The sequence below is a fragment of the Legionella sp. 39-23 genome, from assembly GCF_001897665.1.
Lineage (GTDB): Bacteria > Pseudomonadota > Gammaproteobacteria > Legionellales > Legionellaceae > Legionella > Legionella steelei.
Genome location: NZ_MKTO01000015.1, coordinates 38,205 through 63,512, shown reverse-complemented (window position 1 = coordinate 63,512; position 25,308 = coordinate 38,205). Strand labels below are relative to the sequence as shown.

The following is a 25,308-nucleotide window of genomic DNA, read 5'->3' as shown; positions in this document are numbered from 1 at the left end:
GGAGAACAATATGGGAAGCTACGGATGTGCTCAAGAACACTGCCATTGTCCATGTCATGATATGCATGAAGAACACCACCATCATGAACACGGCCATTGTCATCATGGCGAACATGCTGATGGCGACGATATGAAGGCAAACTATTTTTTAGAACTTGCTGATGAAGCATGGGAAGAAGTATTAAAAGAGAAAATTAAAGCGCACGTTATGAAAACCCAAGGTGATCGTCTGGATAAACTGGCTCAAATAGTTGCCGAAGGAAACAATCACCGTTGGAAAAATATAATGGATAAAAAACAAGGTTATACTGATTTCATGGAAGAGATTTGCAAGTTCTTTCACGAATCAAAGAAATAGTAAACATGCGACCTTATTTATGAGTAACCGGATCGGTAAAAATCATACCGATCCGAGACGCTCATCAAAATCACGTCTATGCCTCATTCAAAAGATTCTTCACTTCGCTCAGGATGATGTACTCCATGTATGCAATTACTGCTAACCCTTTTTTAAGTATTGAATACTTTTAAGCCAGGCTTTTGCTTCTGCACTGACTTTATCGTCCTTAAAAACGATTTCGTAAATGTCTTTTTGGCGAGATGTCTCTTCACCATACATATCAACCAGTACCGCATTCCAAAGAGTTAACACGCTTGCAGCAGAGGTTTTTCCTACCTGTTGCAAAATGCCATAAATTCGTTCTCTCCAATAAGCATCCATCGCTTTATCCATCCATGCTACAATTTCTGGAGTCAAACCTACCTCATCGAGCCCCTTCCCCTCTCCAAAACCCTTTTCAAATTTTTTGGTTCTTAAATGGGCGTATTTTTTACCATATACCCCATTCACCCAATCCATAATTTTCTTCCCTAAATCAACACCAACGTTTGAGCTAGGATCGAACTGCAAATTATTGCTTACTTCTGTCACCAACTGATGCCAATTCTTTTCAAAAGTAGCTTGTTGTTCTGGTGTCGCATTGGCTTTCATTTCTTTTTCAAACTCAACGTACTGCTTTAACTCATCGGGTGTGAATATTTCTTTGACCCAATCATGTTCAAGATGCGCTGTCATTCTATATACCTCTATAAGTTGAATGATGGTTTCCCATGCAATGGATTGATTGTTGTCAACAGAGTCAATGATGCGTCGCAACGTTTTAGCCCCCTCAAGCAGAGCGGCTGCTTTTTGTTCTAACACTTGGGCTTGGCTGCTAAAATGTTTCAGCGCACTATGTTCATCAGTAAGCAAGGTTTTGATTTGTGACAACTCAAAACCAAAGAACTTCAAAGCAATAATCTGTTGTAGTTTCAATAAATCCTTCTCGGAGTAAACACGATACCCATTAGAACGTCGTAATGAAGGTATAAGTAAACCGATGCGGTCATAATGATGTAGCGTTTGCACCGAAACACCGGTTAATTTGCTTAGATCTTTTACGAACCATTGAGTCATAATGTTCCCTCCTTAAATACAAAGGTAAGGTATATAGCAACAATAGGGTCAAGCATTTTTTTTCAACTTTTTAAGCCCATTGAACCTCGCTCAAAACTCGCTGCAGAGAGACAGATGCCAGGAGGAACGGAGCGCAGAACTGGAGTGTACAAGTGAGTACCTGAGGATTCGAGCACCGTACCGACGACGCACTTGTCCTCTGCAGTAGCGTGATGAGAGCGGTCATTATTTTTCCAACTCATTAATCAAATAATGTAGTTTAATGAGTACCTCATTTTTTGCTCTAAAACTCGCAAAAGTAGTTTTTTCTTTGCTGTCAGCGATATGGTTCACAAAGGTAACCACGCGACCATTCTTTTCAATCCAACCCACAAACCATCCATGTTGCAAAGGAAGTTGATGGCTTTTGTCTCTCGTTAATTGTCGACCAGTTCCAGTTTTTCCATACAGTTTCCAACCACCAGCTAATTCTTGAATATAAAGAATGTCTTTAGTCATACTCAAAGACTTTTGGCTCACAGGTAGTTTGTTGTAGACTATTTTTTGTAGAAACTTGATTTGCTCTGCCGGCGAAATAGCAAGCGAGCTTGAAAGCCAGGCATGGGTTAATCCGTTATTCTTGCCTTTATCGCCTGATACATCTTGATTGCCGTAGTGAAAGGCTTTGACATAATTCTTAAATCGATTCATCCCTAATTGCTGTGTCAACACTTGCGAATACCAAACACAGGAATCCCTTATCCAAGTACGTGGATTATGAGGATCTTTCCACACATTGAGATAGAGTTCGTATTCTTTTTTATAAGGCCATTCAGGATGAAGCGCATCTTTTAATATCCCCGAATCAAAACCCATAAGACTTAAGGCAATTTTAAAGGTCGATGCCGGCGAATAACGCTGATTACACTCGTTGCCCTCGTGTTTTAGCACTGTTTGATTTTCATATGCTAAAAAGCAGGCGCCTTGAGCCCAAATAGTAGTACACAATAACAATCCCATACCTATTAATAAAATATTTTTTTTCATTACGACCTCAAAATCATTTCAAATGACCAGTAAAAATCCCTTCTCTCCAGGGGGAGAAGGAGCCCTCAGGGCGGATGAGGGTATTGAGTACAACTACAAAAACCTCATACCTACCTCACTCCCGCAAGTGGAGAGGGAATTTTAGTGATTATCGCTTTGTACCATCCAAGCTATTTACCGCAACCTTACGGAATACAGGCGCTGCCAGTTCTCCCCCTGAAGTTAATGTCTTGCCATTTTTACTTAAATGCCCGTCTTCAATTACGACTAACATGACATAACGGGGTTTATCAGCAGGTGCATACCCTGCAAACAACGCAAGTTGGTTGTCTCTGTTTTCGATAACAGTTCCTGTCTTACCCGCCACAGCAACACCAGGAATCACTGCGGGTTTTCCAGTACCATTGATAACCGCATTCTTAAGCATGTGATTTATCGAGTTTGTCGTTGTTTCGGAAATAATTGGTGAGTCCCCGCGAGTAAAAGGACGTCCTTTGTTGGCAAGAATGGCGTAGGATTTTGTTAACGATTCAATAGTGACAGGGATATTTTCACCCAGTGACGCCATTGCAAGTTGTAACTCATCGCTTTGATTCGCTTGCCACCAAGTGTTCATGTCAAAACCAAATTCAGCAAGTTTTTTACGGATTACTGGTGCCCCAGCCTCTTGCGACACCTTGATAAGACATACATTAATCGACTTTGCCATCGCCTCTGTTAAAGAAGCAGAGCCCACATTAGGATTGTAGTTGGTAAATGTTTTACCCTCTAGGGAATAAGGTGCGTGACAATCATAATTCTTAGTTACAGAACTTGTACCGGCATCAATAGCTGCGGCAGCAATAAAAGGTTTTATGGTAGAGCCAGGTGAAAAAACACGCGAGGCCCAACTGTTGTCCTTCGTACCAGACTCAGCAAATGCAATGATATTACCTGTGTTGGGATCAGCAATGGCAATCACCCCTGATTTTGCGTGATAGCGCTTGACCGCGGCGGTAATTTCTTTCTCTGCAATGTGTTGCATTTTAGGATCCAAATGCGTTGTATCCACTTTATTTGTCTTAGGACTGGTTAAGGACCCTACTGCTGAATAGGCCACACACATAGGTGCTAAAATAGAAAACCCAACAAATGCAATCCCTAGCAACAAAGGCTTAGATGCATTAAATGGATAAGTTGATAACATGGAAATTCTCCTTATGATAAAAGTACAGTCTTCATTTTCATTGTTCAAAGCCATACCCACCGTGCATGCTAATTCTCGATTAGATGACAGAGAACTCTGAGATACCGTCTGGATCACTTGAAACAGACAGTGGCCATAGTCATGTGCTGAAATGTTTGGGTGGCCAACCAATACTTCATCACATGAAAATTCTTGTAATTCACTTAAAACGCTGCTCCAGCGTGTAACACCTGGATTCCCAAAGAAGATAATGCGCAAAGCTTCAATAAAATAGGCCCACAAACAATCGCCATTACGATGGTGTTGTCCCTCATGAGCAATCGCAATCCGCACATTTTTAGCAGAAGAAAATAAGGATACGGGCAAAACGATATACGCTTTATTCAATAAAAATACTGAGAATGGAATATCGCAGCGGTGAGACACTTTAATAATTAGTTTTCCAGCACGTCGATAAGGAATTGCTTCAGCTAACAGCGCTCGCAACCCCCGCAAACCCGATAATACGTGATAAGCACGAAATAAAGTGATGAGACAAAACAGCAGATAAAAGAGCTGGCAATAACTCACATTGTCCAGTGTCAATGAAGGTGCTGATGCCTGTGCACGCTGCGTGGTTTTTTCCTTTAAGATAGGTTGATTAATATATTCTTGCAGTACATCAAATGATACATAGTTATGATGCTCAGGTTTTTGATTAAAACTCACACAATGAACAATTAATGGAGAAACCACACAGCTGATTAATAAAAAGCGAGCAAGTTTCAGTTTAAAAGACGGTTGCTTGGTAAGCCAGCGCCCTCCGATAAACCATGAGCTTATCAAGAGCAAACAATGGATGCTCAATAAAATTTCTATGAATAACATTATTCCACCCCCACTTTTTTGGTGTCAGAGGCTAATTGTTTCAGCGCTTGCTCTATTGCTTGCAGCTCATCGTGTTGTAATTTTTTAGCCATCAAAAGTCTTTGGACAAGGGCTACAGGCTCACCATCAAAAACATTGGCAACAATGTGATCAAGGCAGGTATTTTCATAGTCAGACTTTGTCACTATAGGCACAAAAACATGGGCATAAGAGCTTTTCTGGCATTCAAGAAATCCTTTTTGCTCAAGCACTTTTACCACCGTTGCGACAGTGGTGTACGCTAAAGGTCGTTCTTGAGACAGATGCGCAACAACCTCTTTGATCGTTACCTTATTAAGGCTCCAAATAATATTCATTAATTCAAGCTCTACTTCTGTAAGCAGACGATCATGGGCTGACGATACTTTTTTTATGGACATTTTCCTCTCCAGAAACCAAATAGGGCATACTCTACTATTTTTTTAGTAGATCCTACTATAAAAATAGTAGGATTGAAAGCGTTCTGAAAAAAGTCTTCTGAGGGCTGTTTTTTTTATCTGTAAAAACTATGATATAAACCGCTCTTTTCGGTGAACGGTTTATATAAGTGGATGACATTCTATTTATCTGATTTTTAAGAAGCTTACATAAGTGTCTTCAGCAACATGGTGTTCGGTTTCCTTTTCTAACGCTTGATTACCCGAATATTGAGCAATTTTTAGCAGAGCTTCCTTTTGTGTTTGCTCGACGGTCTTACCACGCTTCGTTGAAAAATCCTGTTTCTGCTCAGAAGACATTCCGCTGGAAAAAAGACCTTGCCGATAACCTTGGCACAATACTTTGGTATTTCTACGAATGGTCATAAAATCCTGAGCCCCTGGGTTTTTTAGGAAGCTAAGGTTGTCAGGATAAGGTTTTCCACCTAAATTTTCTGCTAATGTAACCGCATTAATAGGGTCAGAAACTAATGAATCAAAATTAAATGCATCTAATTTTCCACCATATGCCAAACACTGAGCACCACTATACAATGTCTTAATGAATGATAGTTGTGGTAAAAGTATATCTAAACTCGACTGCTCTAGAATTTTAGCTTCTTGCATCAGTTTCAGTAGTTGCAGTAAGGATTTGTCGGTTAATTTCGCTTTACAAATAGCGATAATATTCTGTTCCTTATGTAAATTATTTTTTTGTAAAAATTCAATCACCTCAGCGGTGTAAGCTGCACATTGTGGCCGTTTCAGCATCGCTGCGCGTTGAGATGCATCGACACACCCAGCATTAGTATATTGAATCCAAAATTGAGCCAGCCCTAAAGCGTGTTCTGGACTTAAACACACATATACTTTGGTTGCATCATTATAACATTGAGCTTTTTGCAAGGTCACAAGAGCTGCCGCAAGTCGGTGAGAAAACTTAGGTATTGCAATTGCAATTTTAAGAAATGCTACATCTACCCCCTCTTTTAAGTCCTCTTTCTGCAGTATTTTTACGGCATCTAATAATTCCGTACTTTCATGCGAGTGAGTCAAAATAGCTGGTAAAATTAAGGCTAAAAGCTCTGGTTTTAATTTCAAACGCATTAATTCCGCGGTCACTCTTCTCACGGCCCAACCATTAGTTCTCCCGCTAAGAAGATCCTCTAAATAGAGCTGTAGATCCCAGCCTGCTTTTTCAAAATTCTTAACGATGTCTTCAAGCCAATAATGTTGCCCCAAAGTATAAGTCTCATTTACTCGCAATAATATATCGAGAGACTTCTGATCAAGCGGCAGAATTTTTAACACCGTATGGAAATCAAAGTGGTGCTGTTTCATTTTTAAAATGTTTATCAGGTTAGGGAGGGTAAGTAACGATGGATTTTTTTCTGCCAATGTTTCTAGTATTTGGCTAATAATTATAATATGTTCCTCAGTCCCTTTTAATAAAGGCATTACCTCATCACTATGTACATCGTGCTTATTTAAAAGAGATAAAGTATGAATGAAAAAATAGGCATTTTCTGAGTGCGACATTAATTCCAATTCTTTAAAAACGGCAATTAATTCCTGTGGATTTTTCAGTTTCTCTGCTATAGAAAATACCCTCTGCCTCTCGGAGGCTATCGTTGTTTTTGAGATAGATACGATGAGCGGTGCTAAATCCGTCGCCTCCTGGGGGTGTTTTTCCAGAAATACTACATTATCTTTGGTTAGCTGTTTTGAAGCGTTTAAGGTATCAAGTGCTGTATATCCCCCTAGTTTGCTAACCAGTTTTTCGAATGCTTTACCACTTTCACTCGTGTCAGTGCGGGTGTTTTTGCCAATTAAAATCTGCGCTAATCTCAGTAACGAGGCGGGAGATAAATCATCACCCTTTAAATCCTCATAAAAACTGCGCAATTCTTTAATATGAGGCTCTGCTTTAAGAAGCGCTCGTCCATAACCTTTATTAGTATCATATTCTTCGAGGACGGCTTTTATAGTAATTCTTTTCATCTACTACTCCTATAGTATATCTAGCTCCTGCTACAAATAATTACTTCGGGTTTCCGATGCTTCCACCGTCAGTAAATATTACTTTTAGCAACATGAAAATTTTGTGAATTGTTTTATTTGCCGTTCAACATTACCAATAATTTGGATAAACGTCACATGGTTCGCTTGGATCTTTTTTCTCTGACCCACTTACCCCATATATTCTCTAAAAAACCCAGCGAGTCGATTGGGCCTATTGGCATAAAACGATTTAAAGAACTGCTGATCGACACAGTGAATGATACGATAATAAACAAGTGCCGAATAAATGGGCCATAACTTTTTGGCCAGCATAAATCCTTCCAGCAGCGATTTATTAGCCGTCAAGTCCAGCCAGTGTTCAAGACACGTGTCTTGCAATTGATGATAGGTTTGATCACCTTCTTTCACACCATGATGGATAATGGCTTGGCGAAGAAACGTATGTAAGGAAAAAAAGGGATGGGTGATCACCACCTCTCCCAAATCAATGAATGTCAATTTTTGGGTATGTGACTGGATCAAAATATTGTTCGTGTGAAAATCAGATTGAACAATGGTTTCTGGAAGCTGGTATTGAGATAACGATTCGATTTCTTCTGCAATTTGCGGACTTAAATCGCGTAATGTTTGCAGCTCTTTGTTGGTTATCCCTTCTGTTTTTAAAAACTCTCCCTGGCTAATCATTTGCTCATACAATTGGGGTAATTTATCTAAGCGCCAATCAAGGACTCCCAGTGCCAATAAAGATTCTATATCGCTCTCTACGGAGCGTTGCATCGCGGTGAACTGCCGAATGGCTTGGCATAATAAGTCCGGCTGCCATGCTGTTTTTAGATATTCGCGCAGCGACTGTCCAGCATCACTCATCAGAAAACAATGCAACTCATCGTTACTTGCGATCACCATCGGCACGCTGGCATGAAATTGCTCCGCCAATAGTTGCATAATATTTGCCTCTTGGGCTATAGATGGCGCCGGTTGCTTTAAATAAACACTACCTGTTGAGGTTGAAAATCGGATCACATTCGACCAAGGTGTTTCGAGCATGATTTCCGCTGCATGCACTAATAAATACCCTTTAGACCGTAGGCAATGAGTTGCCCACTCAAGAATATGTGTATGATTTTTCATTTTTTAACTTAAATATCAATTGAATCAATCAGTAGGTTGGCCTGGAATCGCTAATTTGTTCTTCTCCAGACTCAACGTGTTGTACTGGATTTTTTAGAGAATCTAAATGAGCTTGAAACGATTGATCCGCCTGGCTTAGAAACTCAGATTTTTCGATTTTAGGCCCACCTTGCAGCGCATGGGATTTATGTGTTTGCCACGACGTATCAAATTGTTGCTTTTCACCTGTTCTTGGCGACAAACAGTCTGAGTAACTTTGGGCAAGCTTATTTACATTAGAGTCTTCATTTTTGAGGTTTTCCCCGGGACGATTAACCCAAGTGACTTGAAAAACCATAGGTGGACCTGGTGAGTAATGTGTCTGTACATTATCATCATCAACATTTAATCCAAGGCCTTTCATAAGGCTGAGCATAGCATCCTTTCCAGCCTCTTCACCTTTCACAGGATGATCCACGTTCTTTAAGCTTGCAAAAATGTCTTTTATTCCAGCATGAAAACCATTATCTACTTCTATGGCTCTTTGTTTCAGCTGTTCTTCTATATATTTCTTTTTCTTTAAAAGATCTAATGGATTCGGGAATTGTGCATTTGCCTCATCCAATATTTTTTTTGCTGCCTCTTCTCCCTTTTTGCCATTAAAAAGATAAGCCATTTGATTCGCATAATCATCATCTTGAAATTTATATCCTTGAACTTCACCATTTTGTAGCGAGGTTTCTTGCAGTAATTTCTTTTTGGGTTTCGGCATTATAATTTACTCGTGGTTATAACATACCCTACATTATAGCTTATTTGGATTCGTGGATAATCCATTGTTTTTAACAAATTTATCATGTCCAAGGTGTTATAGTTCTTTGATCAAAAGCCTTTTAGGCAGTGTTTTATAAGAATACTCAATGTAAATGTTTTGATACATCGGAATATTTTGTTTATAATTAGAACAAATATTAACTTGGTTGCTAATTATGAAATCACCTTTAGAGCTGCTTAAAAACGCCCCCCCAACACGTGAAGAAAACAAATCGAATGCACCCGATGAAGCCCCGGTTAGTAGTAAGCCTCTATTTTCTACACCACCACCTTCTACTGACTTTTTTTCGCATCCAGACATGGGCGATTTAGCACGAGTTGGTAAAACCAAAGCATTGGGATATTTACCCTTACATTTAATTCGTAGTTCTGGGTTTAATGAGCTACTACCAGTGATTCGAGCATTGAAAGCAAATGGGCTAAAAGTTTTTATTATTCCTAATGCTGCTGATGAAGACATATATGCTTATAATCCCAGCAAAAAAAAATACGTGCATCTTGGTGATAATAAAGAATACAAAGTAGTTCCCAAGGGTAGCTTTGTAAGTATTCGTTCCGGAGCCCTGGTTGCGTATGATGAAGAAGCGGTAAATACTTTTTTAAAAGACAATGTAGATCTTATCAATGAAGAAAATCGTGGTGAATCCAATTCTGAAAACCAATGGCCACTTGTAGCAGCAGATTTTGTTAATATGTTGTTCAGAAAACAGGCCGAATCAAAAAAAATGGATGATTTTGTGCATCAGGTTTATGTAGAAATGCCAGCGCAGCCCAAAATGAGTCCTGCTGAAGATAGCCCCCCTTCACCATAAACCCTCTTCCCCAGGGAATGAGGGAGCAAATGCCGTAGGTCGGGCTAAGACCCGACCTACGCTGTTGTGGCTGCTGGCAGCCAAGATTGATGGCAAATCACACCAACAGCACCTACTCTTAGAAACGATATTGCATGCCAAGTGCGATGCTGTAGTTTTTATTGGATATACCCGCTGAGTCATCCTCATAACCGTGTTTACCGGTATCATTATCGATTATTTCCGTATCAGCACGCCCATTAGAATAATGGTTGTAGGACGCCTCAACAAAAACTTTCGCTTGAGGGGTTACAAAGTAGCCCGAATTAAGGGTTGCCGCATAATATGTGAAATTATTTCCACGCTCATAGAATGTTAAATTGCGGTCGTAATGCTCATCATGATCTCGCGCTGCAACCCAATTGCTATATTTTAAAAGCGCATTGAACTCAAAATTATTGATGAAATATTTTCCGGCCAACCCTACATAAGGCGTACTAAATTTTTGTTGGTAACCAATTCCTGGTTGGTCACTAGCAAAACACCCCGTATAAGCTCCATTGTTATATTGGTAACAACCACCCTTTGCACGCCAGCTAAAAGAACTCCATTGGTAACCAGCAGCCAAACCTAGTTTGTAATCTTGTTGTTGCATCAACCATGCTCTTAAGCCCAGATCCAATTCATTGGCATAATTAAGATGCGTGTTTTCATGATGTGACCAGTCAGTCCAACTTTCTTGATAGGGATTAAACCAGTCATAATCATCCATAACCGACTTACTTTTGGCTAAAGTTGTCCAGCCTCTACCATTGACACTGAACCAAGCGAGAAAATCATAATTGAATTCAGCGTTAATTATGGCGGCATTTTTTATGCGCCAATCCAGCTGACTTAACTTGCTCTCTGTTCCTGAATAATAAACGTATTCGTGGGCCTTACCAGAGAGGATCCCTAAAGAAGCACTTAGTGACAAACCATCCTCACGATACTCGGCAGCATAAGTATTAAGAGAATAAGTAATAGATAAGGAAGTTAGTGCCAACATAACTATTTTATTTTTCATTTTTTTTCCTAGTTAGGGCCGGCAATCCCTGCAGCAACTTTTTTCAACAAATCGGTCGAATTATTGTGATTCACAATGGCGATGTCAAGAACAACGTAGGTTAATATTGATCACTAGGGGTGAGAATAAAACAACCTCGTATTGCTAAATGGGGGGATAAAAGCAAGGTAGGCTGGGCCAGTGTATAGCCCAGCATGGAACAATACTACTTCCAAAACATTCCTTCGCAAGTACGAAATGATGCGGGGCTTAACAACAGCCCAGCCTATGCCAGTTGAGATAACTTTTTCGAGCACACATACGTTTACGTAATGAACTCGTTGTTCAAGTATGACGACCCAACCCAGTATCTACTAATTCAAGTGTTCTTTTGCATAGATTCTCATCGCTTCAACTAAAAATATCACTAAGTCTGGATGGAACTTATCGTAGAAGTTTTTAAAATCTGGATGTTCAAGATACATTTGACTGAGTCCAATATAACTTTCCCTGGTAGGTGTCCAGAAGTGTTTTACCCAACTATAATGTCTTTGGATTAGGTCCTGAACGTTCTTGGCCTCTGGCTTGTCGTGATGAAGAATACAGCGAACTAAACCACGATTAATATCCTCCCCTTCTTGAGAGTGCTCATCCCAGTTATCTTTTTTCCAATGCCGAATATTTTTCCAACTTTCATTAATTTCTTGTTGGGTTATGTTACCGGTTTCAATTAAGTACTTTTCGTATTCCTGCTGCTTTATAGAATCAAATCCTTCATACATTTCGATGTCGCTCATTGTTAAATTTCCTCTAATATGTGACATGGTTTTATCGATTGTCTGAATAAGAGCTTTCGTTCTTTCAAGACTTTCTAAGAGGATAGATTTATGGGTTGTTAATGTTTCGATTTTATCAAACCCATCACTACCAATAATCCTCTGTATGTCATTTAGAGGAAATCCAAGTTCACGAAAAAATAAAATTTGCTGCAACATCAAAAGTTGCTCTTCTTCATAATAACGATACTGATTATCCCCATAATAAGCAGGTTTTAATAAACCAATTTCATCGTAAAAACGGAGAGTTCGCGAGCTCACCCCGGAAATTTTAGCTAATTTCTTTACTGTGTACGGCATCTCATATTCCTCTAAATCAACAATTCACACGATAAGGGATTACGTAACGGAAAGGTCAAGAATAAAATTTTTTTAAACTCTTACCTGCTTACTTAATAATGAGTTAATTTTAATCAATTAAAATACATATAAAGCACTATGTTTTGCTTTGTATACTATGAAATTAATTGAAGTCAATAACGCATTACGTGATTTAAATCGCTGCATTGAAGAAAATGTAGCTAAGTTAAGTCTGCCTAAAAAAAGCGAGCACACATCTCTTGTCGGAAGCAATGATCTTCAAGAAGAGTCTAGTCAGCGACAAAAAAAAGATTCAATAACAGTTCTCCAAAGAATTTGGCGTAAAAGAAAAGTAAAGCAATCAGTTGTAAAAAGTCCTTATTTTACCTACCTCTCCCTAATAGATCAGGATAATGAACATCGCTTACTGTCAGAAATTATGTTTGGCAGGCATGTTGCAGAATTGAATCCAACCTCTAAACATCGAATACAGAATCCCTATATTCATAGAGGCGCTTTTTATCATCGAGATGATAATCTTTCAGGTCGTTTACTTGATCAACTGTTAGACGAATTTAAGATAAATCTAAACGAAAAGAACAAATATACCTTCGTGCCTATTACTTTGTTGAAAAATACACCCATTTTGGAGATATATAAGAATTTTTTTCCATATGAACATCCTTGGATTATCGAAGATAACAATCATTCAGTCGGTTTTCTCGTCCTCCCAAAATCTGGCTATCATCACATTATTCGTGTACTCAGGGCAGCAGGGCTAATTGCATCGCCTTGGGAGATAGCAGTTAACCTTCAAAAAAAGAAAGACAAACTTACTATCCCCCAAGAAATAACCCTGGATGATAAGTTACCTAAAACATCTGAAGAATTAATCGCAAGCAGCATTTACAAAAAATTATCATTCATCGCGCATGATCCTCACCATCCAACGCAAAAGTTGGCAGTATGTCTACAAAAAATTTTAAAAAATCTACCTAAAAATATAAAACCTGAAGCGATACAACGCATCGCCTGTATGGTAGACATGGCAAATACGTTTTACGAATACGATTATCCTAAGTTTGCCTTTTCCGTATACGCAACGATTCATGAGATTAGTCTTTCCCTGCTAGAGCAGAAGGGAACAGAAGATTTGGAACAAGGTTTCAATGATTTTCTTAGTGAATCGCAGCACACGTTAGATAATGCTTTATCAATAGATAGCGCTGCAATGGACAAAGTCACGTTTATGGCATGCCCCGCAATGTCTGGCACTAATGCGTATATGCAAGCAATGAAGCTAGCATTGACAATGAAAACGTCATCAGGAAATCCGCCATTAGTCAAAGTATTTAAACCGAGCTATTTTGAATTTGATTATGTCACTCGAACAACAAGTGATTCGGATGCGGATATTTTTGTGTTATCAGCTGGTCCTATAGTAAATCCAGAGGGTCTAACACCTGGAATTGATATTAATAAGTTTGTAAAACGAAATATTATCGCCGCCAAAAGAAAAGAACCTGCCACTTTGATTGTTGATGCCACTACAGCTCTGTATAAAAATATGCATTTAGAGCCGGAGGTGCAAAAATTAGTCAATGAAGGAAAGTTATCCATCATAATTCATGAAAGCCACCAAAAATTTGGGATGATGCATACGGATCAAGCTCAGTATGGGCGAATGATGGCTATTTGTTCAAAAGATCAATTTGGTAGCAATGCAATCAGTGAGATGCAGAAACGTTCTCAGGAAGACTATGCACAGCATTTAGATCTTCGCGTTGGAGCTTATATCAGTTCAATTTGTGGCGATACCTTAGAAGAGATTAAAGAACAACATTTTAGTAATGGTGCTTTATTAAGAAATATTTTAACCCAAACCTCGCTTGCTTCTAAAAAGGTTGTAAAGCATAAGGACATGTTATCCAATCTAAATGAACTTTATTTTGTTACCTCAACACAAGCAGAGCTAAGAGACGCTTCAAAAGGCGTTATCGATACCAGAGATAGTTTTGGACATTTTGGTACGGCATTAGCCCGAGTTGTTGATCAAATAAGACTTAGTCCTGATGCATCCGATGCTTTGGATTGTCTCATTCAAGCAGCACAAATATATCTGGCGCATCACTTTGAACCTCAAGATGCTCTCAACTTGCTGATTACCCACGCTCAAAATGCCAAAAATCTTTCAATCTCTGAACAGGTTATCGTAACCGCACTGGCCAATAATGTCTTAATTACTTTACCAAATATAAGCGAATCAGATACCTTAGCCTTATTGTTTACATTACATAATTTAATGAAACAATGTGATGCATTAAAAGGAAGGCAATATAGTAATAACATTGCAAAGTCTTATTTTGAGTCTCGTCAAAAAATCATTGATACCTATCAAGTTAAAGCACCAAACGAGTTTTTTAACGTCGTCCAACTCTTAATGGATAAAAGTATCCCATTAACCTCGAAACATTTGCATCTGCTATCAGATAACGAATTGATTAGAAAAACAATAATCCAACATCATACTCAATTATCAAACAAAGCTCTGACATCGATATTAGACTTGGGGGGAGAAACACTCACAACCGAACAAATACAGTTAATGGTTAATAATAAAAAATTTTGCACCAGCGTAGAAAAAATCAACACCACAGTAAATGATATCTTATCTAATTTAAAAAATGATGCAAAAAAACATCAGAGTGCGGTAGAACATGCAAAATTATATTTCCCTGCATGCTTCCAAGCCTTGGAGGCTTTTCATAAGAGCCCATCAAAAGATGCAAGTCAGGAAAAAACTCTAATTGACAGTCTAACTTTAGCAAAGGATACGTACTGTCGAGATGTTTTAGGTAAAGATAGAAGTCCCGCATCGAAAGTTACTCGCTATCTATTGAAAGGAGTTGTTAATTTTATTGCAGGGATTACATTTGGTGCTGCTCATTATATTCACTACAAGACAGTAGGACATGCAACATTTTACGCAAATCCAAACAGTCAGGATCAATTAGAAAAATTGCATTATAAAATGTCAAAAAAAATAAAGAATGATGACTCAGAAAACAAAAAAACAAATGCACCTACAAATATGGGTAACAAATAAAAATCAAATGCAATGAAACTAAAATAACTCTGGGGACTGGTTGAGGACGGATAAATCGGTAAGCTAAACATGCATTAAAGCGGGTGAATCATCGTACTTAGGCTTAATTAATTCTTCGAGCTTTCTCATTTCCGTATCAATCGCCGTAGAAATACCTTCGTGTGTTTGCACCGCATCACTTAAAACCGACTTAATTGCTGCTTCATAAGCAATAGCCCGCTGCACAATTTGCTCCGGTTGAGAGTCTTCTGGCTTGAACTCGCCAATATTTAATTCCAAATGATTTTTTGCAACTTCCAAGCAGGTCAGTCCAGCCTTAGAGGCTTCAAGAATAGTTTCAATGCATCGCAATGCTTCTGGGTTTTCAGTAAGGGGATGACTCGCCAATATGCTTTTTATTTTAAGCTGATGAGATTTGATGACACCGATTGTGACATTGAGTTTCTCCATGGCTTCTTCATAACAACTGTCGGAATGCTCTTTGGAGTTTAAGAGTATGGAGGATAATTCACGGACATTGGCGCTATCTGGAGTATATTTTAGCGCATTAATTAATGCACTTAAGCCACCAAAAGCAGCAGCAACGGGTCCTGTCACAACGGCAGAAGGAGGAGCAATGATTCCAACAGTACTTGCAGCCTTGGACATAAAACTAGTGAAGGTACTGGCTTTGCCTTTCGTTTTATCGTCGTGCTCAAGGCGCTGACCTCTACTCACGAAACTTGCAATTGTCATTTCATCTAATACACGTTGCGCGAATTCAAACGCCTCCGAAAATGCACGATTATTTGGCATTTCGCTAATTTTTCGCTGCAAACTCGCTCTCATCTCAATAAGTATGTTTTTATACGCTTCAACTTCTTTAATGTCTTTTTGTGGATCTAACATCCCCATGAGGATGGCTACCTTTGCCATACTCACTGCTTGGGTGGCCTGAGGCGCTGGATTATTAAAATTTGCTAATTCTTTATTAAATTCAACCATCACTTGCCCTATCTTATCAGGATGGTTTAAATGGTCGTTATAAAATTTGAGAGCGTCTGCTCTTTTTAGTGACCCATCTGGATTTTCAGGCAGTGAAGAAATACCTGCTACTTCAGGTAATTGACTTAAATCCTCTCCCTCAGCCTGAGATGGGGCCAACCCCTCGTAAACATGCTGCAGCGATTTTTGATAACATTGATTCAATGCTTGGTTCAGAGCACCAGATATTTCTGGGCTTTTTAGAATCGCATCGACTTCTTTTGCCAATGAACTATTTGGATCACAGGTATTAAGAAATTCAAGAATCCTATGAAATTTGAGATCAGTAGTTGCATGAGGATCCGGATTCTCCTCATTTCGCCTCATTTCCCCTATAAAATGTGCATATTTTACGGCACTATCTGCAAGAACAGAAAAAGGCTCCATCCTCGCAAAAATTTTACTTTTTGCTAAATCACCATATTTTTGTTTTTCAACATGACTATAGACGGCAGGCTCTTGGCCAATATAATCCCTCATTTCTTCGTTAACCTGCTCTATTTCTGCATCAGTAAACAAATTTCCATTCCCATTTTCTTGTATTATTTCACTTTTTATTCGTTGTGCTTCCAATTGCAGCTTCATGGGGTCACAAATGGCTAAAAACTCCGGCTTCCATAAATAGGCATGCCTTAGATTATTTGGAAAATTAGCGGCCTCCAATAACCTTTGTGTTTCGGGAGTAATTTTATGAGCAGACAGATATCTTTGTTTCAACTCACTCAATATCGAAGGTCGTACTACTTCGATTAGCGCACTGATTAAATAGAAAGAACTTGCTGATTGTTTCGTGCTTGAACTTTCAAGGGAGCGGATACATGCCTGGTTAAATAATTCAACTAATTCTGCTCTTTTGTCAGGAGGTAAATCGCGTAATGCCTCTCCTGTTTGTTTCAGACCAATCACCCCTGGAGGGCGTCTGGAAAAAGACATATCGCCTAATACCACTTTGTGCAGCGTTTCCGCCTGCGACGGTCCAAGTCCTTGTAACATAGAATGAAAGTTAAAAAGTAAATTTTGTGTTGTGGGCTGTTGTTTTTGATTGAGATTTTTGTAGAAAGTAGATTGATCTACTTTAGGAAGCCCTAACGATTGCCCTAAATCATCCCTCAAATGTTGATTCCAAAATTTCATCGCAGAAGGAACCATGCCTAGCGCTTTTCCAGCTATTCCTGTAGCCTCTAGAGCAACGTTGCCGCCAACTGCCAATAATTCAAGCATATGAGAGGCGCCCACAGTAGCCCCTGCCGCCACTTGAAATCCTCCTTGTGTGCGCTCAAGCATTGTAGGGCTTTTCAAGCTTCTACTGGCATTACAAATAAAACCGGCCTCTTTAAATAAGAGTGTCATAATCTCTGAAGGAGCTGACATTTTAAATCCATATAGAACGCCATACTCTAAGTTTAGTCAAAAATAGCCAATAAGATTGTAAAATGCACAAATATTTGTTATTAAAACACAGAGATATCTTGAGTGTGATAAGCCTCAAAATCATCTTGATTGACATAAGTGTTTACCTGGAAACTATTTGGCTTTAAAATACCCAAAATGTACCATATTTTTTTTAATAAGTTGTTCATATTTCCTTAATATTAGTGAGCTAAAATGTGTTTTTAATGGGCTTTATTTGTGTAACAGAAGGTGCGATTGACACAGATATCCCGAAGAGATTCAGAATACAAGGTCAAATGTGGGACGTCCTCCGTCTTTAGCCTAACGAAGTACACCTAGAGGAACAGTAGAATGGCATTAAGTTTAGAGTATAAACAAAAGAGTCTAAAACAGCTAACGGAACGTTGTGAAAAACTTCGTAAATTAAACAAAAAAAAACAACAACTTTTAACAGCTATTAATGATTTTTCTGCCGCTAATGATATGCCTTTAGGCCATCAAAGTGATGCTGTAATTAATTTCATCAGTGAACAACTCGAAACCCCTTTTGACGAGTCTACGCTCCAGCAAGTTGCTGTTTCTATTTATTCTAGGATCACCGACATATTTGACCGCGAACGAGTTGAAAATCAACGCAAACACCGTAACCAAGGCTCTTACGATCGAATATTTGTTCATCAACGCAGTTTACACGATCAATTGCAAGACCATGATATGACCTTGTTAATGCCTCAGTCTTACGGCAATATCGAAGTACTGGGCATAGTCAACCGTTTCGACTCAGGCTCCATTGACGCAGTGCAAGAAGGGTTAGTCACAGCCCTTAAAGATAAAAAAATTAAGCATATTTTTATTCCAATTGGTCCTGGACATTGGCGTGGCTTTTATTTAACGAAACCCAATGATGGCGAAAACTACCAGCTTGAACTATTTGACCCGTTTGGACCCAGTGGCGCAGATGCACTTAGAGATATATCTCTGGATTTGTTAAAAAGATGTGGCATAAAAGAGAATCAAATAACGATTACAACCTCAGGCCCAATTCATCCGCAACGAGATGGTTATGCTTGTGGTGATTTCACCTGCGCCTATAGCCATAGAAAAATGAAAGTGCTTGGTGCGCCAGGTGCTGTTTACAATCAAGATCTGATCACGGTGCTGGATAGCCAGGGTAATAAGGGAGACGTGTTACGTCATGAAAGTCGTAGAATATCCAAGTTATTAGAAGCCAGCCCATTAGCGCCGCTAGCCGCACGCGCAGAAGTTGAACGAGGCGATCTTCCGTTTGCAGAAGCAGATAAACGTGAGTTTTTGCTGCAATTAGGTAAACAACTCGCAAATCCAGTTAAGATAGACAAGGTTGTTCTTGACAAAGAAATTGCCAAAATAAAAAGTGCATTCGGAACACATCAGTTCGCATCGTTACGTGAGCTTGATACCTATGGCGTATTTAAGGCAGACGGTTCTTTAAATAAAGCCATTGCAGCACAATATGAGATCCAGTTTGAAGAGAGTAAAATAAAAACGCGCTTGGAATCTTATGGCCTTAGCCACCTCTCATTTCGAGAAATGATCATTTTTGAATCGGTTATTAGTTCTGTAATCCAAGACCTCACTTACGAAAACAATAACAAAGCGATGATGCTCGAAGCTGAACTTCAAACCTTAGAAAATGGAGGTCCAAGCGTACGCAGCAGAAAAGAAGCATTAAAAACAGAACTCGCGTACCTTCAGTCTCATCCACCTGCACGGGGATTAGCTAAAGCGTGTTTTGCTGAATTTGGGACAGCATCTAAAGAGTTTAAACTGACTAATCCCTTAGGCATGGAGCTTGCTACCCCCGCCAAGCAATTGCTAGGAATGGGCTATTTTAAATTTAAAGACATCAACGTTTCTATTTCACCAGGCCCCTCTGCAGCCAGGTCACTTACCCCTTCCGAGCATCCAGAACTTTACGAAGCACAGCGAGATATCGCCAGATATTTAAATAACTTACTCGCCAATAACGTGACTCATGTTTTTGCTATGGGGAGCGTGCGTCCCTATGCTTCGATGCAAGAAGGTTCAGATAATGATTTTATTAACTATTTCATACCTGATGCCTCTGGACGCGTAAAGCTTCCTAATATTCCTGAGCTTAAAGACATTCATATTACTTCGCATCCAATTGCAAAAGTAGGTCGATTTATCACTTATGAAATCAGTATCAATGGCAATAAGCCCATCCAAGTGCATCATTTTCCTATTCAAGATCAACAACCCTTGAAGTTAACTGCAGAAGAATTAGCCTATGTCCAAAAAATAGGTATGACCGCTGCTCTTGGACAAAATATTCACACGCATTGCCGAGATGGAAAAGGATGTAGCAAGCAAATCGCCTATCTATTGGCCTCATTGAATCCGCAATACAAACAAGCAAATCATGCAGAACTAATCGCACAGATGAGTACAGAGAGCGCTGAAGTTGCCTCTCTCGACGCAGAAAATCTCGAGCTTTATGTCATTTATAGTACTTTATTAAAACAAGAAATAGATAAGTGTCTTCAGCAGATTGGCACATCTAAAAAATTAGTTAAAGAAGAGCACCCCGCTCTTTTCGACTTGCTGAAAAAACATCAAGACTTAAGTTCAACTCCCTCTGGGCAATTAGACGCCTGGGTTAGAGCAGTTTGCCAAAACCCAATTATTGCTCGCTCATCGACTAGAACTTCATTCACTTCGATTAAAAACGCTACCGAGTTCTTACTACACATATTTAATGAACAGCGAGACCTTAATGAGTTAGAGTTATTTTTTGACTTACAGTCTCAAAGAGGAGGCTATCAGGGAATTTGTCGAGAATTAGCTTTAATTGCAACTGCTGCTGCTGAGCAAACCCGAGAAGAGCGAGAACAATTAACAAAATATGGATCTTTATTTGTTGCACGTCTACAAGATGCCTATTTAAGAAATTGTCCGAAGGAAGACCGGTTATTAGTTTGCATTGATGTAAAAAACAATGTTGCTAGAAAACTGACTGATATATTGACTGCAATTACCCAACACGATCCGAAAAGATTCACAAAATCATCGTTTGAAAATTTAAGAAAAGAATACGAACGCTGTAAACAACGTATCGAGCTATTAGAAAAAGTAGAAATTGATGATTATGAAGCGCTTGATGCTGAGTTAATACAACGCAGCAAAGTCATAGAACAATTACTTCTTTTAGGTTATGAGCAGTTTGAAGTAGAACCAGCAGCTATTATTACCAAAATGCACCTGATTTATCAGCAATTAGGTCAATTAAGTGTTACTAATGAACTGAGTCCACAACAGTGGAATGTGTTGAAAAAACAATTTATTGCACTGCAAACCATATTTAATTTTACGAAGACAGATGACATAGCGGTACCTGGAGTACTCTTAACTTTGGATAAGTTATTCCAAGGAAACAGAGAACACACCACCCATCCATTTAAATTAGCCATTTCGCAAGCCAGCGCCAAAAAACAACACCTCAATGATTTTGTAGCGAGCTTAGGTTTTGCGGTATTAGATGCTGTAATTAATGAGCTTCCAAGAGAGTATTATGGTGAGGATGCCAAGGGTTTTTATGCTCAAGAGATTAATCAGCTACTTGAGGCTATTACTAATTTAGCAGCAACTTATGAACGACCAATACCAGAAAAAATTGATTTAAGTCGAATCCCCGAATTCCCAACTGCAGAGGAATACGAGAAAGCACGACGAGAAGTGATGCAATTGGTTGCAAAACATGTTCCACTTCTCATTACTATGACAAATGCTCTTAGAGCACAGCTTGAAAATTTAGAGAAAGATTTCCTGCGTTTAGAGAAACACGCTCAATTAGGAACTCCTGAGTTTAAGGAATTAAAAAAACGCTTTGCCGCATTGAAATCAGAATATCTGAACAGTGATGAACAAAATGTGTTGATGACTCAATGGATGGAACAAATAGAAACGCGCATCAACAAAGTTGTTGATCCCGATGCGAAAGACAGACTTCTACTTGAATCAGCCGCACAAAAATACAGTAAATCGCTAGAAAATCTTTTAAGAATTAAAGCCATAAAAGCTGGGGCTTCTCAAACAACTCTAGATGAAATTGATTATTTTGAATCGCATATTGAAAAAAACATACCTAGAAAGGTTGCCCCTCCTAAACCTCCCAAGCTTATTATATTTGACATAGATGATGTACTCACTGATTTGAGCATCAACGAGCAAAAACGAGTAAGAGAACTAATCCATGTTCTACAATATGCTAATGCACATCATATAGAAGTAGTTCTCACCACCAATCATAGTCCATCCCTTTTGGCTGAGGAACAAGCGCTCATCACCAAATTAAAAACCATCATAGCGCAAGAAACAAAGATTGACATTTCGAATATGTTGACTTTTTTAAACGCTGTTCCTTTACGCCAAGAAAAAGAAACCGTAGTTAAATATTTTCAAAACAAAGTTGCTGCACTGCAACAAGAAATTGAACGCCTCAAAAGCCAAATACCTGTAGACCTGACACAAAAAGCAGATCAGGAAAAAAAGGAACGATTAGAAGCAACGATTAGGAAATTACAATCAGAAATTGTTTCTTTAAAAGAAAAATCCGTTGCACTGAGATTAACTTCAAATAAACTCTTAAATTTAGACGTCATTAGACATTCTCATGGGTTTAAAGACCTGGACAGTTATTATCATGCAGTTGAAGGGGGCATTTTAAAGGATTTTAAAAACCCTGAGTTAACAAAGAACATAAAGATTCCTGATTTTATAGAAAGAGCAGCAATTTGGGCTGAGCTGTTTAAATTAGCAAAAATCATCATGCAATCTAAGTCGCTTACAAACCCTAAACCTTCATTACAAACCATATTAAAAGATCTTATCTTTGATGCTCATAAACCCGAGGTTCTGCAGAAAAAATATACTGTTCTCCAGGAATCAGCTGAAGCGATACAAAGAATTAATGTCGGTCGAGAATATTTTAGAAGGTATGTCTCACAAATCGACGCATTTTATCAAGAAAGACTTGCTGTCCAAAAATCAGAGTATGAACTCAGTGCTGTTTTAAAAGAAGAAGATATCGTATTCTTTGAAGCGGACCGAGATCTTGTAGATCAAGCGCGTCAACACAGTAATTATCGACCAATTAAGTTAAATGAGCACGAGCAAGACTCATCGCGCTACATGGTTGATTTGAATTATGAGATGGGTGCCTATAATGGTGTCATCGCATACTTAAACGACGACAAAACCCATTCCCCTAAAGCGTATGGCCCCAAAGCTATCAATAAAACATTGAAGGCCTACTTAAACACCATTCCTGATTTTGCAAAACAAGAATTTCGGCATACTCCCATTGTATTGCATGTAAGCATGTCCACGATACTGGCCAAATTACACGAGCTAAGTTCAGAGGAAGCAGACCAGAAACGCTATATGGAGCAATTTTTTGAGGCGGCCATTGAGCGCTTCGCCCAATTACCCAAAGCATTACAAGACGATTTTGTGACAGGCTATTATCGCGGCACGGACCAAGCTTTAAAAGCAATGCATCAAAAGCTTAAAGAACTCATCACCTCTCCTCCTCCGCTTCTGCAATTTCAAGAGGAGTTAACCAAGCTACAGGGGCAAGCTGATAAAATTATTGCAAGAGATGCGAAATTTTCACGCGGCGTGTCACCAACGTTCTTAAGTTCTGAAGCAAAGCTACTCAACTTAATGATTCAAAAAATAGCCGACGGACATATCGATCAGTTGAAGATAGAGGGAGCACAAGTACAGTTCCAAGTAGATCATGATAAAACCCGCTCACAAGTTTATATAGAATCTATAACAGAAAAACCTCATGTTTATCTGCAAGCGATTCATCCGACTCTGCAAGCAATAGATCTTTTTAATAAAGGGTTTATAGCGGAGCAATACGAACTGTTTGTTATGCAACAGTTGGAAGAGGTGATTAAGCGTCGTATTAATGAGAATGCCTGGGATTCGATAGCTCCTTCTTTAGAATCTATTTTAGCGTTTGTTGAAGAACGTCTAGTCAAAATGGATCCTAACAAAAAAGACAAGTTAAACGTCATCAGAACCTATGACGCATTGCCTGTTGTGAAAGCTATATGTTCTGACTTAGCCCAAATTGCTCCATACCAAAATAGAGCACTCAATTTAAAAGAAAAGCCTGATGGTGATTATCTTCCCCAAATTTCTGCCCTACTGGAGCAAGTAACTCGTTACACAAATACAATTGAAGCATCCGAAGAATATAAAGCCAAACTCTTTTTGGATAAAGCGAAACAGTATCTGCTTGCTAACGATTGGCAGGTTGGTTTTCAATGGAATCCCCATACAGTAAAAGTGCGTGGTAAAGAAAGGGCAATTCCAGAAACTGTAGCCGAACAATTGGCAGTTATAGAAAAGGCACAAAAAAATGGGAAATATCTAGAAGCTAAAAGTGCTTTTTTACAGTTAGGCCAGGATAAAGAAGATGCTTGGACCTCTTCGACAAAAGCAAGAAAATATTATTCTCTGTTTAAGAGTGAAAAAAGCAAAAGTGATGCAGTTTTAGAAAAAGAGTTTACAAAAAAAAATACAATATAGTTTGGGTGCAGTAGAGCGATTCTTAAGGCCATAAGCTTTTTTATAGGCACCATGTCCGGATTACAGCCCCGCCTAATCCGGACTTTTAAAAAATTTTCTGTTAATAATTTCTTAATCTTATTCCATTACAATACTGATCAAATATTGTTCATCATGTAATTTGGAGTAATGAAATCTTGAAGAGAAGGCTTGATTTAGAAAAACGTGAACAGCACTACTACAGAGAAATTAGAAGGAAAATTACTCTCATAGAAGACGAGGGTGAACAAAAAAAAATCGATGACTTTATGAAGAGGCATTCAACCACCCCTGCCAGTACAAGCCGAGAATCAGGCTATTCAGCGTATCTCTTCGAGGGGAAAAAAGTCGAAATCAATGCCTCCATGGTAAAGAAAACAAAGGTAGATAAAGATCATTTTCTTATTTCAAGAGTTGCAAAAGCGCCAAAATTACCCGTTTCTTGTTTGGCTTCAGCAGAGCATGTAGTTGCGATGCAAGATGCAGTGACCGATTTTAAATCGGAATTAGAACCCAAAACAAAACAGAACGTGAAGTATCTCATTTCATTATCATGTACTGGGAAAAAAACTAATGCCATCAATGAAAAAAAAGCAATTTTAAAGCTAATACAAGAACATGATAAAACATTAAATAGCAAGAATGTCAGCATCTCCTACAATAAGGAAAAAGCGATCTTTGAAATTAGCGTAAGCACCCAAGTTGCTGATATTCAATTACTTGTTCGTGCACTGGGCAGCAGCACAAAATATAATATCGTTAATTGTGATTTTAAGGATGTAGGTTTAAATGAAGGCGTTTGCCTTGTTAAGAAGGATGCATCCAATCCAATTCATGCCCTGGTTAATATCGCAGATTCGGATACCGCCAAAGGATTTCTTGAACGAGATGCAGGGACAACGTCTGGACGCTGCACTGCGTCTTATCAAGATAATAATTGGACTTTTAATTTCTTTAAAAGTCTGCAAGACATGCGAGAAAAAACGGAATACCCTCCAAGTACCCTTGCTATAAAGATTACGAATGGTAGCTAATCAGTAAACCCACGATCTATTCCCCTAAACGTATGCGTGCCCGAAAATGCGTTGCTTATCAAAAGCATGAGCTTTTCTGGGCAGACAACATGCTGTGAGGCATAAATCCACTGTCGTTGAGCCTTCCCACCATTGATGATAAAGTGTACATCAATATTAAAAAATTGATTTCCCTGTTAAGACTACTGATTAATCTCTAACTTT

At 38.8% G+C, this 25,308-nt stretch carries 15 protein-coding genes; 5 read left to right on the top strand and 10 right to left on the bottom strand.

Features of this window, described 5'->3' with window-relative positions:
- Positions 1 to 10 precede the first annotated feature (10 nt).
- A complete protein-coding gene (locus BGO44_RS06720) occupies positions 11 to 358 on the top strand; it encodes a hypothetical protein (RefSeq protein ID WP_058509702.1) in 348 nt (115 codons plus the stop codon).
- A gap of 141 nt (positions 359 to 499) precedes the next feature.
- Here the strand turns inward: BGO44_RS06720 and BGO44_RS06715 are convergent, their stop codons facing one another.
- From BGO44_RS06715 to BGO44_RS06685, 7 genes are all read right to left on the bottom strand, one after another.
- Positions 500 to 1,456, bottom strand: a complete 957-nt coding sequence (locus BGO44_RS06715; protein ID WP_273197794.1) for a MerR family transcriptional regulator — start codon at positions 1,454 to 1,456, stop codon at positions 500 to 502.
- A gap of 225 nt (positions 1,457 to 1,681) precedes the next feature.
- Positions 1,682 to 2,482, bottom strand: a complete 801-nt coding sequence (gene blaOXA, locus BGO44_RS06710) for a class D beta-lactamase (RefSeq protein WP_273197795.1) — start codon at positions 2,480 to 2,482, stop codon at positions 1,682 to 1,684.
- A 148-nt stretch (positions 2,483 to 2,630) separates the two neighbouring features.
- Positions 2,631 to 4,535, bottom strand: a complete 1,905-nt coding sequence (locus tag BGO44_RS06705) for a M56 family metallopeptidase (RefSeq protein ID WP_273197796.1) — start codon at positions 4,533 to 4,535, stop codon at positions 2,631 to 2,633.
- Entirely contained in the window at positions 4,535 to 4,954 is a 420-nt protein-coding gene (locus BGO44_RS06700) for a BlaI/MecI/CopY family transcriptional regulator (RefSeq protein ID WP_058509706.1), read from the bottom strand. The genes BGO44_RS06705 and BGO44_RS06700 overlap by 1 nt, the downstream gene beginning before the upstream one ends.
- Before the next feature lie 183 nt (positions 4,955 to 5,137).
- Entirely contained in the window at positions 5,138 to 6,991 is a 1,854-nt protein-coding gene (locus BGO44_RS06695) for a hypothetical protein (protein WP_273197797.1), read from the bottom strand.
- 189 nt (positions 6,992 to 7,180) lie between these two features.
- Positions 7,181 to 8,143, bottom strand: coding sequence for an aminoglycoside phosphotransferase family protein (locus BGO44_RS06690; RefSeq protein ID WP_058509708.1), 963 nt, complete (start codon positions 8,141 to 8,143; stop codon positions 7,181 to 7,183).
- A 28-nt stretch (positions 8,144 to 8,171) separates the two neighbouring features.
- The gene (locus BGO44_RS06685; RefSeq protein ID WP_058509709.1) at positions 8,172 to 8,894 is read right to left on the bottom strand and encodes a hypothetical protein; all 723 of its coding nucleotides are present in this window, start codon (positions 8,892 to 8,894) and stop codon (positions 8,172 to 8,174) included.
- A 217-nt stretch (positions 8,895 to 9,111) separates the two neighbouring features.
- On the opposite strand from BGO44_RS06685, the gene BGO44_RS06680 reads away from it, so the two are divergent.
- On the top strand, positions 9,112 to 9,768 hold the full coding sequence (locus BGO44_RS06680) for a hypothetical protein (protein WP_058509710.1): 657 nt from the start codon (positions 9,112 to 9,114) through the stop codon (positions 9,766 to 9,768).
- Between the two features lie 118 nt (positions 9,769 to 9,886).
- On the opposite strand, the gene BGO44_RS06675 is transcribed toward BGO44_RS06680, so the two are convergent.
- Both BGO44_RS06675 and BGO44_RS06670 read right to left on the bottom strand, forming a co-directional pair.
- Complete coding sequence (locus BGO44_RS06675; RefSeq protein WP_058509711.1) at positions 9,887 to 10,813, bottom strand: omptin family outer membrane protease; 927 nt, start codon at positions 10,811 to 10,813, stop codon at positions 9,887 to 9,889.
- 353 nt (positions 10,814 to 11,166) lie between these two features.
- On the bottom strand, positions 11,167 to 11,928 hold the full coding sequence (locus tag BGO44_RS06670; protein ID WP_058509712.1) for a MerR family transcriptional regulator: 762 nt from the start codon (positions 11,926 to 11,928) through the stop codon (positions 11,167 to 11,169).
- 157 nt (positions 11,929 to 12,085) lie between these two features.
- On the opposite strand from BGO44_RS06670, the gene BGO44_RS06665 reads away from it, so the two are divergent.
- Positions 12,086 to 15,034: a hypothetical protein gene (locus BGO44_RS06665; RefSeq protein ID WP_273197798.1), complete on the top strand. Its 2,949-nt coding sequence runs from the start codon at positions 12,086 to 12,088 to the stop codon at positions 15,032 to 15,034.
- A 63-nt stretch (positions 15,035 to 15,097) separates the two neighbouring features.
- Here the strand turns inward: BGO44_RS06665 and BGO44_RS06660 are convergent, their stop codons facing one another.
- Positions 15,098 to 17,428, bottom strand: coding sequence for a hypothetical protein (locus BGO44_RS06660; RefSeq protein WP_273197799.1), 2,331 nt, complete (start codon positions 17,426 to 17,428; stop codon positions 15,098 to 15,100).
- Between the two features lie 372 nt (positions 17,429 to 17,800).
- On the opposite strand from BGO44_RS06660, the gene BGO44_RS06655 reads away from it, so the two are divergent.
- Together BGO44_RS06655 and BGO44_RS06650 are read left to right on the top strand one after the other, a co-directional pair.
- Positions 17,801 to 24,052 carry a hypothetical protein gene (locus tag BGO44_RS06655; protein WP_273197800.1) on the top strand — a complete coding sequence of 2,084 codons (6,252 nt, stop codon included), beginning with the start codon at positions 17,801 to 17,803 and terminating at the stop codon, positions 24,050 to 24,052.
- Positions 24,053 to 24,228: 176 nt separating this feature from the next.
- Positions 24,229 to 25,104 carry a hypothetical protein gene (locus BGO44_RS06650; protein ID WP_273197801.1) on the top strand — a complete coding sequence of 292 codons (876 nt, stop codon included), beginning with the start codon at positions 24,229 to 24,231 and terminating at the stop codon, positions 25,102 to 25,104.
- The last annotated feature ends 204 nt before the right edge of the window (positions 25,105 to 25,308 follow it).